Source organism: Microcoleus sp. PH2017_05_CCC_O_A, assembly GCF_020738785.1.
Lineage (GTDB): Bacteria > Cyanobacteriota > Cyanobacteriia > Cyanobacteriales > Microcoleaceae > Microcoleus.
In genome coordinates this window covers 25,154-42,589 of record NZ_JAEQCB010000035.1, presented here as the reverse complement: position 1 = coordinate 42,589, position 17,436 = coordinate 25,154, and the positions used below count along the sequence as shown (strand labels likewise).

The 17,436-nt window shown below is 45.5% G+C and carries 14 protein-coding genes and 1 pseudogene; 13 read left to right on the top strand and 2 right to left on the bottom strand.

Going from position 1 to position 17,436, the window contains the following annotated elements; genetic code table 11:
* The 7 genes and pseudogenes from JGK20_RS10565 to folP form a co-directional block, all read left to right on the top strand.
* A pseudogene (locus JGK20_RS10565) lies at positions 1-121 on the top strand (photosystem II protein D2); the annotation flags it as partial.
* A 156-nt stretch (positions 122-277) separates the two neighbouring features.
* A complete protein-coding gene (gene psbC, locus JGK20_RS10560; protein ID WP_293151178.1) occupies positions 278-1,657 on the top strand; it encodes a photosystem II reaction center protein CP43 in 1,380 nt (459 codons plus the stop codon).
* 394 nt (positions 1,658-2,051) lie between these two features.
* Positions 2,052-5,345: a GAF domain-containing protein gene (locus JGK20_RS10555; protein ID WP_293230340.1), complete on the top strand. Its 3,294-nt coding sequence runs from the start codon at positions 2,052-2,054 to the stop codon at positions 5,343-5,345.
* A gap of 383 nt (positions 5,346-5,728) precedes the next feature.
* A complete protein-coding gene (locus JGK20_RS10550; RefSeq protein WP_293183127.1) occupies positions 5,729-5,914 on the top strand; it encodes a PCP reductase family protein in 186 nt (61 codons plus the stop codon).
* A gap of 68 nt (positions 5,915-5,982) precedes the next feature.
* Positions 5,983-6,708, top strand: a complete 726-nt coding sequence (gene tpiA / locus JGK20_RS10545; protein WP_293192163.1) for a triose-phosphate isomerase — start codon at positions 5,983-5,985, stop codon at positions 6,706-6,708.
* 104 nt (positions 6,709-6,812) lie between these two features.
* On the top strand, positions 6,813-7,373 hold the full coding sequence (locus JGK20_RS10540; RefSeq protein ID WP_293197014.1) for a Uma2 family endonuclease: 561 nt from the start codon (positions 6,813-6,815) through the stop codon (positions 7,371-7,373).
* A 250-nt stretch (positions 7,374-7,623) separates the two neighbouring features.
* Positions 7,624-8,493, top strand: coding sequence for a dihydropteroate synthase (gene folP / locus JGK20_RS10535; RefSeq protein ID WP_293230337.1), 870 nt, complete (start codon positions 7,624-7,626; stop codon positions 8,491-8,493).
* On the opposite strand, the gene JGK20_RS10530 is transcribed toward folP, so the two are convergent.
* A complete protein-coding gene (locus JGK20_RS10530) occupies positions 8,484-9,326 on the bottom strand; it encodes a stomatin-like protein (RefSeq protein ID WP_293230335.1) in 843 nt (280 codons plus the stop codon). The two genes, folP and JGK20_RS10530, sit on opposite strands and share 10 nt — an antisense overlap.
* Before the next feature lie 186 nt (positions 9,327-9,512).
* Here JGK20_RS10530 and JGK20_RS10525 point away from each other — a divergent pair, with 186 nt between their 5' ends.
* Positions 9,513-10,280 (top strand): tetratricopeptide repeat protein, encoded by a 768-nt coding sequence (locus tag JGK20_RS10525; protein ID WP_293197012.1) that lies wholly within the window; start codon positions 9,513-9,515, stop codon positions 10,278-10,280.
* Between the two features lie 226 nt (positions 10,281-10,506).
* On the opposite strand, the gene aroB is transcribed toward JGK20_RS10525, so the two are convergent.
* On the bottom strand, positions 10,507-11,622 hold the full coding sequence (gene aroB / locus JGK20_RS10520; RefSeq protein ID WP_293183113.1) for a 3-dehydroquinate synthase: 1,116 nt from the start codon (positions 11,620-11,622) through the stop codon (positions 10,507-10,509).
* Between the two features lie 78 nt (positions 11,623-11,700).
* On the opposite strand from aroB, the gene JGK20_RS10515 reads away from it, so the two are divergent.
* The 5 genes from JGK20_RS10515 to JGK20_RS10495 all read left to right on the top strand — a co-directional run bounded on the left by JGK20_RS10515 (position 11,701) and on the right by JGK20_RS10495 (position 17,374).
* The gene (locus JGK20_RS10515; RefSeq protein ID WP_194010188.1) at positions 11,701-11,802 is read left to right on the top strand and encodes a cytochrome b6-f complex subunit PetL; all 102 of its coding nucleotides are present in this window, start codon (positions 11,701-11,703) and stop codon (positions 11,800-11,802) included.
* Between the two features lie 188 nt (positions 11,803-11,990).
* Entirely contained in the window at positions 11,991-13,049 is a 1,059-nt protein-coding gene (locus tag JGK20_RS10510; RefSeq protein ID WP_293192156.1) for an ABC transporter substrate-binding protein, read from the top strand.
* A complete protein-coding gene (locus JGK20_RS10505) occupies positions 13,037-15,283 on the top strand; it encodes an ATP-binding protein (protein ID WP_293230332.1) in 2,247 nt (748 codons plus the stop codon). Before JGK20_RS10510 ends, JGK20_RS10505 begins: the two co-directional genes overlap by 13 nt.
* Before the next feature lie 199 nt (positions 15,284-15,482).
* Positions 15,483-16,754 carry a response regulator gene (locus JGK20_RS10500; RefSeq protein WP_293183107.1) on the top strand — a complete coding sequence of 424 codons (1,272 nt, stop codon included), beginning with the start codon at positions 15,483-15,485 and terminating at the stop codon, positions 16,752-16,754.
* 29 nt (positions 16,755-16,783) lie between these two features.
* Complete coding sequence (locus JGK20_RS10495; RefSeq protein WP_293183105.1) at positions 16,784-17,374, top strand: chromophore lyase CpcT/CpeT; 591 nt, start codon at positions 16,784-16,786, stop codon at positions 17,372-17,374.
* Positions 17,375-17,436 lie beyond the last annotated feature (62 nt).

Below are 17,436 nucleotides of genomic sequence, written 5' to 3'. Positions count from 1 at the left end.
GTTCTACACTAAGAACATTCTGCTTAACGAAGGCATTCGTGCTTGGATGGCTCCGACCGACCAACCCCACGAAAACTTCATCTTCCCTGAAGAAGTTCTGCCTCGCGGTAACGCACTTTAAAAAAATCAGGATTTGGATTTCAGCTTAATTTATGTTTTTTAAATTCAAACTAGAAATCCAAATTCCTATTCACCGGGTGGACGCAGTGCTCCTGCGGTCACCCGGAGAACAAAAAAACCGAAATCCAAAAACTAACATCGTTGGAGGTTCTACCGCGTGGTAACGCTCTCTAATTCCTATGCAAGCGGTCGCGACCAAGAATCCTCCGGATTCGCTTGGTGGTCAGGCAACGCTCGTTTGATCAATCTCTCAGGCAAACTGCTGGGCGCCCACGTCGCTCACGCTGGTTTGATCGTGTTCTGGGCTGGAGCAATGACTTTGTTTGAAGTCGCTCACTTTATCCCAGAAAAGCCCATGTACGAACAGGGCTTAATCTTGATGCCCCACGTCGCTACTTTGGGTTGGGGCGTCGGCCCCGGCGGTGAAGTTACAGATATCTTCCCGTTCTTCGTAGTCGGCGTTCTGCACTTGATTTCCTCTGCGGTTCTCGGTTTGGGCGGCATTTATCACGCCGTTCGCGGCCCAGAAGTTCTCGAAGAATACTCGAACTTCTTCGGCTACGACTGGAAAGACAAGAACCAGATGACCAACATCATCGGCTATCACCTGATTTTATTGGGTGGCGGTTGCTTGCTGCTGGTTGCTAAGGCCATGTTCTTCGGCGGTGTCTATGACACTTGGGCTCCGGGCGGCGGCGACGTGCGTATTATCACGAACCCAACCCTCAACCCCGCTGTGATTTTTGGGTACTTGGTTCGCGCTCCTTTTGGTGGCGAAGGCTGGCTGCTCAGCGTTAACAACATGGAAGACATCATCGGCGGTCACATCTGGCTTGGCCTGATTTGTATCTCTGGTGGTGTTTGGCACATTTTGACCAAGCCTTTCGGCTGGGCTCGTCGCGCCTTAATCTGGTCTGGCGAAGCTTACCTGTCCTACAGCTTGGGCGCTTTGTCCCTCATGGGCTTCATCGCTTGCTGCTTTGTCTGGTTCAACAATACTGCTTACCCTAGCGAATTTTACGGCCCGACGGGCCCGGAAGCTTCTCAAGCACAAGCTTTGACCTTCCTGATCCGCGACCAACGCTTGGGTGCTAACGTCGGTTCTGCACAAGGCCCTACCGGTCTGGGTAAATACCTGATGCGCTCTCCTACTGGCGAAATCATTTTCGGTGGTGAAACGATGCGTTTCTGGGATTTCCAAGGCCCTTGGTTGGAACCCTTACGCGGTACTAACGGTTTGGACTTGAACAAAATCAAGAATGATATTCAGCCTTGGCAAGCTCGCCGCGCTGCTGAGTACATGACTCACGCTCCTTTGGGTTCTTTGAACTCTGTGGGCGGCTTGGCAACTGAAGTTAACGCCTTTAACTATACTTCTCCCCGTTCTTGGTTGGCCTGTTTCCACTTTGTGATGGGTTTCTTCTTCTTGATCGGCCACTTGTGGCACGCTGGTCGCGCTCGCGCGGCTGTCGCTGGCTTTGAAAAAGGTATCAATCGCGAAAATGAAGCGGTTCTTTCTATGCCTGATTTGGACTAATCATCGGCCTTGTGCTGATGTGATTGTCTAATCAAAAAAAGCTCCTGCTTAACGGCAGGAGCTTTTTTTTAAGCCAATATCTCGAAAAAGTGGCGTTGCGATCGATGTTAAGCCTTTCTCTGAATTACTCCACAATTCTTGAGACTTGACTATTTTGATGAGTTCGGGTAAAGAACTTGCAGGCCGGCTCTACAAAGTTTATATTTAATTAAGGTACAAAAGTTTTAATCACACAAAATTGACAATAGCAATAGGAAGTTGCAGTTTGAAGGTAGATCCTTAGCTGTGCAAAACTAATCTACTTTTATTAAATGCCTGTGCTTTCAAAAATTGATAACACGCACAAAACTTTTTAGCCAATTACTATTATTGCTGGGAAAGCAAAAAATTAAGAATGGACTCATTAAAGCTCGAAAATGTCCAGGTGATTTACGATCGAGCAAATTTACTCGATCGCATCGCCAACCGCATTCGCCGCTCTCTAGAATTGCCAGAAATTCTCAGCGCCACAGCAGCGGAACTTCAATCGTTCTTGGGAACAGACAGGGTAAAAATCTATAAATTTCATAGCGATGGCAGCGGTGAAGTGATTGCTGAATCAATTAACGGCAAACGCTTGCCATCATTATTGGGGCTGCATTTTCCAGCAGACGATATTCCCCCTCACGCCCGCGAACTGTTCGCCCAAGTACAGGTGCGATCGATCGTCGATATCGATTCCGGGTTGCTAGGCCAAAGTCCCCGCCGCGACGAGGTTTCCGATCAAATGCTGCCCGATGAAGTGCGCTTTCGGGCGATCGACCCCTGCCACGCTGAATACTTAACTGCACTCGGCGTTAAAGCTTCCTTGGTAGTACCAATTTTTCACGACCAAGAATTGTGGGGGTTGTTGGTATCTCACCACTCCCAGTCCCGGAGTGTCGCAGAGGAGGAACTGCAAGACGTTCAGATGGTGGCAGATCACCTCGCCGTCGCGATCGCCCAATCAACCCTCCTCTCCCGAACCAAGGCCAAAGCTGAGCGTGAAGCTGCCGTCAACCGCGTCGCCGCAGCCCTGCACTCCCAGCCCGCGATCGAACTGCAAGCAGCTTTGGCAGAATGTGTAGCTGCACTAGAGGCCGTAGGTGGCAGGCTTTGCATTTTCCACAGCAACAATCTCACGAGTTTACTACCCTACTCGGACAATTCCACAGAGGCACTCAAAGTCTACACTTGTGGCTCAGGCCCGAGAATGCCTATTTCTGCCAAATACCAGCAGATAGAGCTATACAGCGTCTGGCACGAATATTTTAACTCCAGCGAGCAACAGGTTTGGGCAATTCCCGACTTGTACAAAATTAGCAGTTTGAGAAGCCTGCAACCTGCATTTCGATCGACAAAAATCCGCAGCATTTTAATCGCACCACTCAGAACCAGGCAGCAAATATTCGGTTACTTGAGCATTTTTAGAGAAGAATTTGACACCGAAACTCTCTGGGCAGGACAATTAGATGCCGACGGGCGACTCGCTCAATCTCGGATATCTTTTGAAGCGTGGAAAGAGTCAAAAACAGCCCAGATTCGCGAATGGAATGCTGAAGAAATTGAATTATTACAAGCTTTTGCTAGCCATTTTTCTCAGGTAATTAACCAATACCAACTATACCAAGAAATAGAGGCACTTAACGCTAATTTAGAAAATAAAGTTCAAAAACGTACCGATCAAATGCAACAGTTGACCCAACAGCAGCTAGTGCTGTTTGAAGTGGTGGCTAAAATGCGGAAATCTCTCGACTTGAACGATATTTTTACCACGATGTCCCAGGAAGTGCGACGGGCTTTAAATGCCGATCGCGTTGGGGTTTACCGTTTCGATCCCGCATCGGAATTTAACGACGGGGAATTCGTTGCCGAAGATGTTTTTCCAGATTTTAGATCGGCAATGGCAGTCCGAGTAAACGATCGCTGTTTTGGAGAAAACTACGCCAATCTTTACTCTCAGGGGCGAGTACACGCATTGGCAGACATCAGACAAGCCGGATTACAAGATTGCTTTCGGAAAGTATTGGAGCAATTTCAGATCAAAGCGACTTTAGTTGCACCGGTGATGAAAGGCAGCGAGCTTTGGGGGCTGCTATGCGTGCATCAGTGTTCGGATCCCCGCAACTGGGAATCTTCCGAAATTCAGTTTCTCACTCAAGTTTCTGCTCAGTTAAGTATCGCACTAGAACAAGCGGATTTGCTCGCTCAAACTCAGCAGCAAGCTGTTGATTTGCAGCAAGCTACTGAACAGCAGCGGATACTATTTGAAGTGGTAGCAAAGATTCGAGAATCTCTCGATATTAATGCAATTTTTAAGACGGCAACTCAAGAAGTTTGTCAGTTTATGCAGGTTGATAGAATTGCTGTATATCGCTTTAATTCTGATTGGAGCGGAAAATATGTTGCCGAGTTTGTGAAAGACGGTTGGATCAGATTGGTAGGGGAAGATATCAATACGGTTTGGGAAAATAGTTATTTGCAGGAACACCGAGGTGGTAGGTATCTCAATAATGAGATTCTAGTCGTTGACGATATCTATCAAGCTTGTCACTCGGAGTGTAACTTCACTATTTTAGAGCATTTTCAGGTGCAGGCATATGCGATCGCGCCAATTTTTGTAGGACAAGAACTTTGGGGTTTGTTGGCAGCCTACGAACATTGTGGGCCGCGCTGTTGGGAAAGTTCAGAAGTTAAGTTTTTAGCTCAGATTGCCAATCAGTTAGGCGTAGCTATCCAACAAGCCGATTTGCTGGAGGAAACGAGAGGTCAATCAGCACAAATAGCTCAAAATTTCAAAGACTTGCAGCAAACTCAAGCTCAATTGATTCAGACTGAAAAAATGTCTGGTTTGGGGCAACTGGTGGCGGGTATTGCTCACGAAATTAACAATCCAGTTAATTTTATTTACGGCAATCTCAATCACGCTACTGATTATACTAAAAATTTGCTGAGTTTGCTGGAACTTTACCAGCAGCAATATCCCGATTCTAGTCCTGAGATTGGCGAGTTGGCAGAAGATATTGACTTGGAATTTCTGCGGTCAGATTTGCCGAAGTTGCTATTGTCTATGCAGGTGGGAGCCGATCGCATTCGTCAAATAGTTTTGTCTTTGAGGACTTTCTCTCGTTTGGATGAAAGTCAAATGAAGGATGTCGATATTCACGAGGGCATTGACAGCACGCTGTTAATTTTGCAGCACAGGCTGAAATCTAGTTCGGATAGTGCCAACATTCTGCTAGTTAAGGAGTACGGCAATTTGCCTCTGGTTGAGTGTTATGCTGGACAGTTGAATCAGGTGTTTATGAATGTGATCGGAAATGCGATCGATGCTTTGCAATCGAACCAGTTGAGCGATCGCAATTCAGTGAGTCCTCAAATTAAAATCTCTACTGCTGTCGGTCAACTTAATGGCAATGTTCCGAGCGCGGTGATTCGGATTGCTGACAACGGTTCTGGAATTTCGGAATCGATGAGAGAACGCATATTTGACCCTTTTTTCACGACTAAGCCGGTGGGCAAAGGTACTGGATTGGGACTGTCAATTAGTTACCAAATTGTGGTAGAGAAACACGGCGGTGTTTTAAAGTGCTGTTCAGAATCTGGTAAGGGTACTGAATTTGCGATCGAGATTCCGATCCGACATCAGCCAGCAGTCAGCAGTCAGTAGTCATTAGGATCGGAAATTAAATAATTTACACAAGCTTGTGGAATGGGCGTCCCGCCCGTTCAGAAAGGACGGGCGGGATGTCCATCCCACAATAACAATAAAGATTGTAAGTTATTTAATTCTCATTCCTTAGTTATTGTAGGGTGCGTCAGCGGGCTAAATGTTTTCGTCACCTGCTCAAGGATTCCGGCCCCGTGACGCACCCTAAGGTTAGCTTTGTTGATGTAGAGTCTGCGTTTCAACCGCCGAGTTGAAGAGAGTTCGATCGCCCGCAAGCGTTGCTCGCAGAATAGGTTTGCCCCAAAACATGGTAAATTGAATAGCCAGACAGACTTTTGTCAAAGTACAGAACTGAGCGCTTGCAGTCGATCGCCCGATACGCCATGCCAGATTCCGAATTCTCAGATGATTTAAAATGGACGGCCCAAGCTAAGGCCAAGCTAAAAAATATTCCCTATTTTGTCCGGGGACAAGCCCGCGTGCGGATCGAGCAATTGGCCCGCGAAGCCGAAACAGAAGTCGTCACCATTGACTTAGTTGAGCAAGCTCGCATCGAGTTTGGACAATGAGGGATCGAAATGTACCCTAAAGCTTTAGACTATAAAATGCGTTGTAAGGACAAGGATTTAAAAAAGTAGTGCGGAAAATAGTTATAGCTGGCAACTGGAAAATGTACAAAACTAGGGCAGAATCCCTAGAGTTTCTTCAAGGATTCATGTCCTGCCTGACGGAAACCCCAGAAGAACGGGAAGTCGTGCTTTGCGTTCCCTTCACAGATTTGAGTGTCCTCTCGAAAAACCTGCACGGAAGCCGGATTAGACTCGGTGCCCAGAATGTCCACTGGCAAGAGTCTGGAGCTTATACTGGTGAAATTTCCGGGCAGATGCTGACAGAACTTGGGGTGCGCTACGTCATCATCGGGCACAGCGAGCGCCGGCAATATTTTGGGGAAACCGACGAAACGGTGAATTTGCGGCTGACAACTGCTCAGAAATCCGGTTTAATTCCGATTCTGTGCGTGGGAGAGACGAAGCAACAACGGGATGCCGGGGAAACGGAAGCTCATATTTTTTCTCAGTTAGCGCAGGATTTGGTTGGTGTTGACCAAGATAACTTAGTAATAGCTTACGAACCGATTTGGGCGATCGGCACTGGCGACACTTGCGAAACGAAGGAAGCTAACCGAGTTATTGGTTTGATTCGCTCTAAATTGACTAATCCTGATGTGCCGATTCAGTATGGCGGCTCTGTGAAAGGAGAGAATATTGATGAAGTTATGGCGATGCCTGAAATTGATGGGGTTTTGGTAGGTGGTGCGAGTTTGGAAGCTGCCAGTTTCGCTAGAATTGTCAATTATCAATAACTGGTAAGTGGAACAAGGGCAGCGGGAAGGAGAAAGCGATCGCCTACAATTGTGATATGCCCTTGAGATACTTTAAGTGTTTGTCCGATCGGGAGAATTGACTTATGATTGCGATGGTTAAACCCAAACCCGCTTTAGAAGATTTCCTCAAACTTCCTGAAACTGAACCGGCCTCAGAATTTATTGACGGAGATATCCTTCAGAAGCCCATGCCTCAAGGCGAACATAGCGTACTTCAATTTGAACTCTGCAAAAATATCGATCGAGTAGCGCAAACTCAAAAAATTGCCAAGGCTTTTCCTGAATTGCGCTGCACTTTTGGCGGTAAGTCGATCGTACCGGATATAGCAGTATTCCGCTGGGAAAGAATTCCTTTTTTGCCTTCGGGTAGAATTGCCAACATCTTTGAAATTAATCCAGACTGGTCGATCGAAATTTTATCCCCAAACCAAAGCCAAACAAAAGTCCTTGGTAAATTGCTGCACTGTTCGCGACACGGTACTGAGTTGGGTTGGTTGCTAGATCCTGAGGAAGAAAGTATTTTAGCAGTATTTCCCGGACAAAAAGTAGAATTTTACCGAGGTACAGATCGGTTGCCAATTATTAATGGAATTGAATTAGAATTGACGGTCGATCGTGTTTTTAGCTGGTTGAGTTTTGGTTGAAGAATCTTGGACGCATCAGACTCTAAGAAACCGGGGCTTTTTAAGATTGGTTTTTAGTGTGGAATGCAAGTCGGCTCTCAGGCTGCGGACTTGCATTCCACACTACAAACCGTTTTTTTCGTAGTGTGCTATGCAAGTCGGCTCTCAGGCTGCTGCGGACTTGCATTCCACACTACGAACCGTTTTTTTCATGGTAATTGACCGGACAGGATATCAAACCTAAAATCTTGAATCTAAAATCTCACTCGCCATGACAGATAACCCAGCCAAAATTATCATTAGAAATAAAACTTTCGAGTGGGGAAAACGCACTTATTTGATGGGTGTTTTGAACGTAACTCCTGACAGTTTTAGCGACGGTGGCGATTTCAATACCATAGAATCAGCTTTAGCGCAAGCTGAAAATATGGTAAAATCGGGGGTAGATATTATTGATATTGGCGGTCAATCTACCCGGCCCGGTGCAGCGGAAATATCCTTAGAAGAAGAGATCGATCGCGTTATACCTGTCGTACAAATGCTGAGGCAAAAAGCCGATATTTTTAGCTCAGTTCCGATTTCTGTCGATACTACCAGAGCGCAGGTTGCTAAAGCTGCGATTGAGGCGGGGGCTGATATTGTCAACGATATTTCGGGAGCAACTTTTGACTCGGAAATGCTGTCAACGGTTGCTCAGTTGCAAGTGCCGATAATTTTGATGCACATTCGAGGAACTCCCCAGACGATGCAAAAACTCACAGATTATCAGGATTTAATTGGGGAAATTCTGGATTTTTTGGAGAGTCGAATTGTGGCCGCTTTGGATGCGGGGATTGATAAATCTCAGATAATTATCGACCCCGGTATTGGCTTTGCTAAGACTTACAATCAAAACTTGGAAATTCTGCGGCAGTTGCCAAAATTTCGGGGTTTGGACTGTCCGATTTTAGTCGGAGTATCGCGCAAAAGCTTTATCGGTCACATTTTGAATCAGCCAGAAGCTAAACAAAGAATTTGGGGGACAGCGGCGGCTTGTACAAGTGCGATCGCAAATTCGGCAGATATTTTGCGAATTCACGATGTCAGAGAAATGCACGATGTTTGTTTGGTTGCCGACGCTATCTTCAGAAATCAATCTTGAGAAGTTTGAGTATCGATAACTTTCATTTCCCCAGGTTGATGATATCTAGGCTCAATATCTGGCATGGAACCCATCAACTCGTTGATGGCTTCTGTCATGTTCTTCGGGTCCATAAACAGAATTTTGGCGTTGTCGCTTTCGCCTAGTTTTTGTTGAGCGTCTAAGTATTTTTCAGTTACTAAGTAATTCAAAACTTGCTTGCTGTTCGGATGGGAGTCTAAAGCTTCAACTAAGAGCCTCATGTACTCCTTAGTGCCGATCGCCTTATTGACCATTGCTTGCCATTCGCTCTTGGTGGCGCGCTCCAATTCCATAGCTTCTTGCACCCTTTTCGGAGGTGTAATGCTTTGAATTTCTACGCGAATTACTTTGACGCCCCAAGTTTCGGTAGCTTCGTCCAACTTCTTGAGTAACTTTTTATTCATGTCATCTCGGGAACCCAAGATGTCTTGCATGGGCAATCGACCAATTTCGGCGCGAAACGTCGTTAAAACTAAGTTGGCGATCGCATTTTCAATTTGATCGATTCCATAATAAGCTTTCTGCAAATTCACAACCCGCCAATACACAACGGCATCGACTTCTAGGGCCACATTATCGCCCGTAATTGCTGATTGAGGTTTAATATCTAAAACTCGTTCGCGGCTGGTGTCCACGCAGACGACTTTTTCGATCAGGGGACTGATAAAGTGGAATCCGGGCTTGAGAGTGCGCTTGTATTGACCCAAACGTTCGACTAAAGCTTCGTCGCCACCGCTGACTATTTTCACGCTTGAGTTAACAGCGTAGCCGAGGATGAGCGCAAACAGCATGGTGAGAATAGACTGCCCCATTTCTACTTTCCTGCTAAGGTTGACTGAGAATCGATCGGGAATATACTCTAATTTAACTCAAAGTCTGCCCTACAGTGCTAAAATATCTCGACTGTTAATAACAGTATCAATGGTGGGCCGCCATGTGTTCGGACTTTGACGAAGCAGTGAAACCCAGGATATCAACAACACATTTCCACAAAAGACATGAAAAACGATCGAGAGTTTCGCCCTTTCAAACCTTTTACCTGGATTGGCCCAAGCATTGTGGTGGCTGGAATGTGGGCATTGGGAGTTGTCCCACCCGTACAAGCTGAATCAACCACGGTGCAAATTGCCCCAAACTTGCAGTCGCAGAACTTGCAGCCACCGCGCCGGGGGCCCGCAGTTCGCGAAGTTCTATCCTACGAGATGAAGGGAGACGAACTTAAGATTTGTAAACAGGAAGGCAACTCTGAGAAAAAGTGCCAAGTTGTAGGCAAAGGTTACACGGTGGGTTTGAGAACGGCCAACGACCTCTACGGTCAAGGAAATATTGTCAATGCCGAAGTTTTGTACCGACAACTAATCGCTCGCTATCCCAAACAAGCCGATGCTTATTATAAGTTGGGAAGTCTGCTGTCGGGGCAAGGTAAAATGAGCGATGCGATCGTCCAATACCAGAAAGCAATTGAAGTCAACCCGCAGCACGCCAAAGCTCACAACGATTTGGGCGTGGCGATGGCAAGTCAAGGAAAGTTGCCCGAGGCGATCGTGCTGTGGAGACAAGCCGTTAAAATTAACAGCCAGTATCCCGATGCTTTAAACAATTTAGGAGTCGGTTTATACCAGCAAGGGGCGAAGGAAGACCAAGCAGAGGCCCTAGCCAGTCTCAAAAAAGCTAAGGAGTTATTTATCAAGCAGGGCAGAACTCAAGCAGCTACGAGAGTAGATAAACTTTTGGAGGAAATCAATTCGCAGTCGAGCGGCTCTTAAAATCATTATGTTCGATATAGCTGAAATAAAAAAGGTTTGATCGTTCGGACTTTAGTCCGCATCTTCTAAGGACTAAAGTCCGAACGATCAAACCAATCTTAATTATGGTCATCCAAGCAGATATGAGATCGATAGTCGATCGCTCGAACATAGAGATAAAAAACAGAGGGGGCGATCGGAATCAATTAGCCTTCAACGGCGGTTAAACACGCCGATAAGCCTCAACCTAAAGCATTTCCTTCAAAACTTGTAAAATTACATCTCCATCCACGCGATCGCTCACAGCGGCCTCACCCAAGCGCACCGGTAGCACAAAGCGCACCTTGCCATCCTGCACCTTCTTATCCAGTTGCAAAGTCTTCAAAATCTCCTCAATATCGACACCTGCGGGCAACTTAGCAGGTAAAGCAGCTTTGGCAATTAAAGCAGATTGGCGGCGATCGCACTCAGCATCCCACATTCCCAACTCCACAGCCAAGCGGCTGGACGCAGCCATACCAATTGCCACACCTTCGCCGTGATTAATTACCTTGTAATTAGTCAAACTTTCTACAGCATGACCGATCGTGTGACCGTAATTCAAAATCGCCCGCAAACCAGACTCCTTCTCATCCTTGCTTACCACCTCAGCCTTAGCTTGGCAAGACCTGCTCAAAATTTCAGCCAACAAATCCGCCTTCACATAGCGCATTTGATCCAAGCGCTTGCAGTTTTCCAACTTCCGGAACAATTCAGCATCCCAAATCACCCCGTACTTAATAACTTCCGCCATCGCCGAACGAAACTCGCGCGCCGGCAGAGTTTTGAGAACATCCGGGTCAATCAAAACCAAACGCGGCTGATGAAAAGCCCCAATTAAATTCTTCCCCGAAGGATGATTGACCCCCGTTTTGCCGCCAATAGAAGCATCAACCATCGCCAGCAGCGAAGTCGGAACCTGCACCACATTAATTCCGCGCAGCCAAGTCGCCGCCGCAAAACCCGTCATATCCCCAACCACTCCGCCGCCCAAAGCCACCATTGTCGAGGAACGTTCCAACCGGTTAGCCAAAGCCGCATTGTAAATCTTCTGGATGGAATTTAAAGTTTTGTACTGTTCGCCCGGTGGTAAAATGCAGGTACTGACTTCTAGACCGGCCGATTCGAGGGCTGCGGTTGCTCTTTCGCCGTAGTGCCGAAAAATCGACTGATTTGAGACCAAAAGAACTTTTTTGCCCAAACTTAGATCGCCCATCAGGGTACCGAGCTCGTCTAAGCCGCCCGTTGGCGTAGCCCCCGTAGGGGATCGCACGCAAATATTGTAAGATTGTGGGCCCAAGTCAACTTTAATTATCGATTGCATATTTATCTAATTTAGATTATAGATTTTAGATTATAGTTCTTAATAGGTCTTTTTATTGATTATTTTGGAGAAATTGCAATGAGTCTTACCGGAGCAATAGCTTATTTTGGAATTTTCGGTGGCATGGTTGGCTTGGCGACAGTGCTGATGTTTGGTCTCCGGGCTGTCAAACTCATCTAGTTTGTTAATTTAGATGTCTGAACCAGAGAATTTTATCTCTGGTAAAAGTAACATCGGGCCGATCGCATTTTTGCAAAAAATCTCTAGTCAGATCTATAGATTTATGTCGTAAGTGCGATCGACCTTATTTAAATAATAAATTTAAAATTTAAATATAATAAATTTAAATCAAACTACACTTCGCAGTCATGAAAGTTATCTCAATCATCAATATGTTGAGGATTTCCTGGAAGCAAAAATCGAAGTTAAATATCAAGCCAGGTTTCAGTTTATTTGCGATCGCCCTTTGCCTCACCTTTCTCACCAATGCCTGTGGCTTTGGATTTAACCGATCGCTCCAACCGCTGCGAATTGGAACTATCAGCTTTCCGGGATATGATATTGCCCGCTATGCCCAAACCTCAGAAATATTCAAGCAACGGGGACTAAAGGTTGAGTTTGTGCTATTTGATAACTCGCAGGATACCAGTCGGGCAGTAATCCGTGGTAGGTTAGATGCCGCATTTACTACCTTTTGGGAAGTGATGCAGGTAGATCCGGGTGATGGCAAACCTGTGGTTTTAATGACTATCGACATTTCTGCCGGGGCAGATGGAATTTTTGCCAAGCCAGAAATTAAATCCGTAGCAGATTTGCGAGGAAAGAAAGTAGCAGCAAAGTTAGGAACCATCAGCCATTTAACTTTGTTAGAAGCTTTAAAACTTCATCATCAAATTAAGCCCTCTGATGTGCCGATTTTGGATTACTCCAATGAAGTAGCAGCCCAGAAAATCAAAGAGGGTGAGATTGATGCTGCGGTGTTATGGGAACCGGTGCTGGGGGAGACAGCGAATAGCATCAAAGGCAATATAATTCACACCACAAAGCAAGTAGACAGTCTGGTAATTGATACCTTAATGTCCAGTGATAAGATAGTGAAAGCAAAAAAAGCCGAACTAAAGCAATTTATGCTGGCATGGTTTGATGTAATGCACGCAGTTAAAACTCAGCCGAAAAAAGTGTTTAAGGCGGTTGGAAAGCAATTGGGACAAAGTGGTGAGTCTTTTGCCAATGATTATGCTGGATTAAAAAAAGGTGATATGACCTTAAATCGGCGAATGTTTGCCCCAGAAGGTAGGCTCAAATCTGCCAAGGCAGAAATTGTCGAATTACTCAAATCCGATCCGCGTCATAATCGAGTAATTCGGCAAGATGTGGAGATTGATTCCACCCTTGTCAATGAAGCAATAGCGGAATGGAAACCATGAGCCAACAAGCTAGAAAGAACTTATCTCGCCAACTATTATTGGGCTTTAGTGTTTCTCTGGCAACTGTTGGCTTAATCACCTTGGGATTCAACTACTTTTTGATGCAATCACAATTACAGAAAGAACTAGAACAACGCGCCCGATCGATTACCCAGGGAGTGGGGTTTTCCACGGAAGGATTAATCGAATTGGGGAATAGGAGCATTGTCAAGCGCGTGGTGCAAAACTATGCTACCTTGCCGACAGTGGTGGAAGTGGCGATCGTCAGTCCCGATGGCCAAACCCTCGCCCGGAGTGGATCGGCACTCAAAAATCCGGCCTATGCTACTATTCATCCAGAATTAGAGCAAATATTAGAGCGATCGGCCGAAACAGGTTTAGAAACAAGTTTCAGAACCAACATAGATGGTGAGTCAGCTTTAGTCGCAATTTTGCCCTTTAGCAGTACCTTGTTTCGTCAGGGAAATCGGCGCGGGTTGGCGATCGCGATTCTGAATGCCGAAGAAATGCGCCAGCAAGTATGGCAAACTTTCTATACTTCCACCGTCACCCTGCTGATTGGGATGACTGCAATTTTAGGACTGATGACGATATTAATTCAGCATATTGTATTACACCCACTCGAACGTTTGAACAAAGCAGTTATCGACAGGAATGGAATTGATAACTTTGTCATACCCAGTGGATTACCAAATAATGAAATCCAATTTCTAGCCCAGACAATTCAATCCGCAGCTATACGAGTAGAAACATATCAACAAGAACTCCGACTGCAAGCCCAAGATTTAGAAAAAGCAATCAGCGAATTGCAAAAGGCTAAAGAAATCGCCGAAATTGCCAACCGCACCAAAAGTGAATTTCTGGCTAATATGAACCACGAACTCCGAACGCCACTCAATGGCATTTTGGGTTATGCCCAAATCCTCCAACACGATCCGACGACTACTCCCAAACAGATGAAAGGATTAGGAGTAATTCACCAGTGTGGTTCCCATTTACTCACTCTGATTAATGATATTTTGGATTTGTCAAAGTTGGAAGTACACAAGATGGAACTTGATCCCCAAGATTTCCATCTAGAAAAATTCCTATCCTCCACTGTGGATATGTGCCGGATCAAGGCAGAACAAAAAGGCGTGGATTTTCGCTATCAGCCGGCTAGCAACCTGCCCATTGCAGTCCATGCTGATGACAAACGACTGCGACAAGTGTTGTTGAATTTGCTCAGCAATGCTATTAAATTTACTGATGTTGGCAGTGTCAGTTTCCGAGTTGAACCTGTGGTAAAATCAAGCGATTTTGGTGCAGCCCAAAGAATTCGATTCAAGATTAAAGATACTGGTATTGGCATTGTTTCGGAAAAATTATCGAAGATTTTTTTACCTTTCGAGCAAGCTGGAAAAGGCGATCGCAACAGCGAAGGAACTGGCTTGGGGCTTGCCATCGGCCAACAAATTATCCTGAAAATGGGCAGCGAAATTCATGTCGAGAGTGTACTTGGTGAGGGTAGTAGCTTCTGGTTTGAGGTAGATTTGTTGCCAGCATCGGATTGGATGACAGAAGATGCGATCGCCGATCGCAAAGTCATCGGCTATCAGGGCGAAAGACGCAAAATTCTGGTGATTGACGATCGCCCTGAAAATCGCCTCATTATCATAAATATGCTGGAACCCCTAGGCTTCCAAGTGGCAGAAGCTGACAACGGACAAACGGGCTTAGACATGGCCATTCAAATGCTACCAGACTCGATCGTTACCGATATCCATATGCCAATAATGGATGGGTTAGAAATGACTCGCCGCCTGCGACAACTGCCAAACTTTGCGACTACGCCGATTATTGCTTCTCCAGCCACTCTGTCTCAGGTAGACATACAGGAAAGTCTGGATGCTGGTTGCAATAGTTTTTTCCCGAAGCCCATCGAGTTTACTGGATTGTTGAACCAATTACAGAAACACCTGGAATTGCAGTGGATTTATGAAGAAATGAAACTAGATGCCATGAAAATTACTGAGAATAAAGCCCATGAGGTTAAAATGGTAATGCCACCAGTTAAAGAACTGACAGCCCTCTATACCGCCGCCCAGGGTGGTTTTATGAGTGATATTCACCAGGAAGCCGATCGCCTGAAAAAATTAGCACCCGAATATATAGTCTTTGCTAACCGAGTTTTAGCACTAAGTCAACAGTTTGATGAGGAAGCCATTATTCGCCTAATCGAACCACTACTTTAGCTACTTTATTTTTGAATGTATAAACCTGTTTATTATCAATAAAAAATTTGAATCAAATTACTATATAATTGAAAAAAAACTATTTATTCTGTTTTCCTTCCTTTTAACCTCTTACATCCATCCCTTATATCCGTTACATCCGTTAGACAATCCGTTGCCGAACTTCGTGCTTCCTGCTGTTTATATATTGGAGTTTCTAATGTCAGTCAATTCCATGTCCGCAGACAAGACTATTTTAGTTGTAGACGATACTCCCAGTAATCTGCAAGTATTATTTGATGTATTGAGCGAACATGACTACCGGGTGGCGATCGCCAAAAATGGTGAAACCGCTCTACAACGAATTCAATTATCTCAGCCCGATTTGATTTTGCTAGATGTCATGATGCCTGGAATCGATGGCTTTGAGACCTGCAAACAGCTCAAAGCCAATCCTGATACTCGCGATATTCCGGTTGTTTTTATGACAGCCCTTTCCGACTCAGTAGATAAAATTAAGGGGCTAAGTTTGGGTGCAGTGGACTACATCACAAAGCCGATTCAGTGCGAAGAAGTATTGGCCCGGATTCAGGTGCATTTACAACTACGAAATGCCACACGCATCATGGAACAACGTACCAAGGAACTCAACGAAGCATTAGAAAATCTAAAACAAGCCAAAACTCATTTAGTGCAAGGCGAAAAAATGTCTGCCCTCGGCCACTTGGTGGCGGGAGTAGCCCACGAAATTAACAACCCGGTGAATTTCATTCATGCTAACCTAAACCCCGTCAAAGAATACACTGAATATTTGTTAGACTTTGTGCAACTTTACCAGAAACATTATCCAAATCCGGTTCCAGAAATCCAGACACGGGCAGAAGAAATTGATTTAAAATTTTTGCAATCAGATTTGGTTAAAATACTCAATTCGATGAAAATAGGTACGGATCGCATTCGCGAATTGGTGCTTTCTCTCCGCAATTTCTCCCGCTTGGATGAAGGCTACTGCAAAGCGGTTGATATTCATGTAGGTATTGACAGCACTCTGTTGATTTTGCAACACCGTCTAAAAGGTGGACAAAATTGTCCTGAAATTCAAGTCATCAAAAATTATGGGCAGTTACCACAAGTCCAATGTTATCCTAGTCAACTAAACCAGGTGTTTATGAATATCCTGAGTAATGCGATCGATGCTTTGGAATCATCGGGTGTCAGCAATAACCAAGAACCTAGGATTACGATTCGTACTTTCATTAGTAGTGATGATGCGATCGCAATTAGTATTGCCGATAATGGAGTCGGGATCCCGGAACCCATTCTTTGTCTATTATTCGATCCGTTTTTCACTACCAAACCTCTTGGGAAAGGCACTGGTTTGGGGCTGTCAATCAGTCATCAGATTATTACTGAAAAACATGGTGGTAAGATTGAATGTTCTTCGATTCTGGGGCAGAGTACGGAGTTTGTTGTGAAAATTCCAGTAAAATAACTTCTACTCCGCTTCTCAAAACCATCGATATGTCCCATTCCACCGATATCATTACCCTCGCCCGCTGGATGGCGGCCGACTTCAGCAACCAAGCGCAAGCCTTTGAAAATCCGCCATTCTTCGCGCACATCCGCGTCTGCATGAGACCCCTACCCACAGAACTTCTGGGCGGGATGAGCTTGTACCTAGAACAAGCCTATGATATTGAACTCAAAACTCCGTACCGAGTCCGAGTGTTAAAATTAGTCCCGATGGGCGATCGCATCGACATCGAAAATTACGCGATCGTCAACGAAGAGCAATTTTACGGCGCCTCCCGCGATCTCCAAAAGCTCCAAGAACTCAACAAAGCCGAATTTAAACTAATGCCGGGGTGCACCTTTATTACACACTGGACGGGCAGCAGCTTCAAAGGGTGTGTCGAACCCGGAAAAGGCTGCATGGTGGTCAGAAAGGGCAAAAATACCTATCTAGATAGCGAATTCGAGATCGATGGAGACAAATTCACCAGTCACGATCGCGGACGCGACCCAGAAACCGACGCCCACGTCTGGGGAGCCCAGGCCGGCCCCTTTGAATTTACCCGCTGGGCTAGCTTCGCCGACGAAATTCCGGTTTGATGCCGAAAAACCAAGTCCAGACTTGGCCAACACGCTTGATTAAAGGTTCACAATGCACCAAT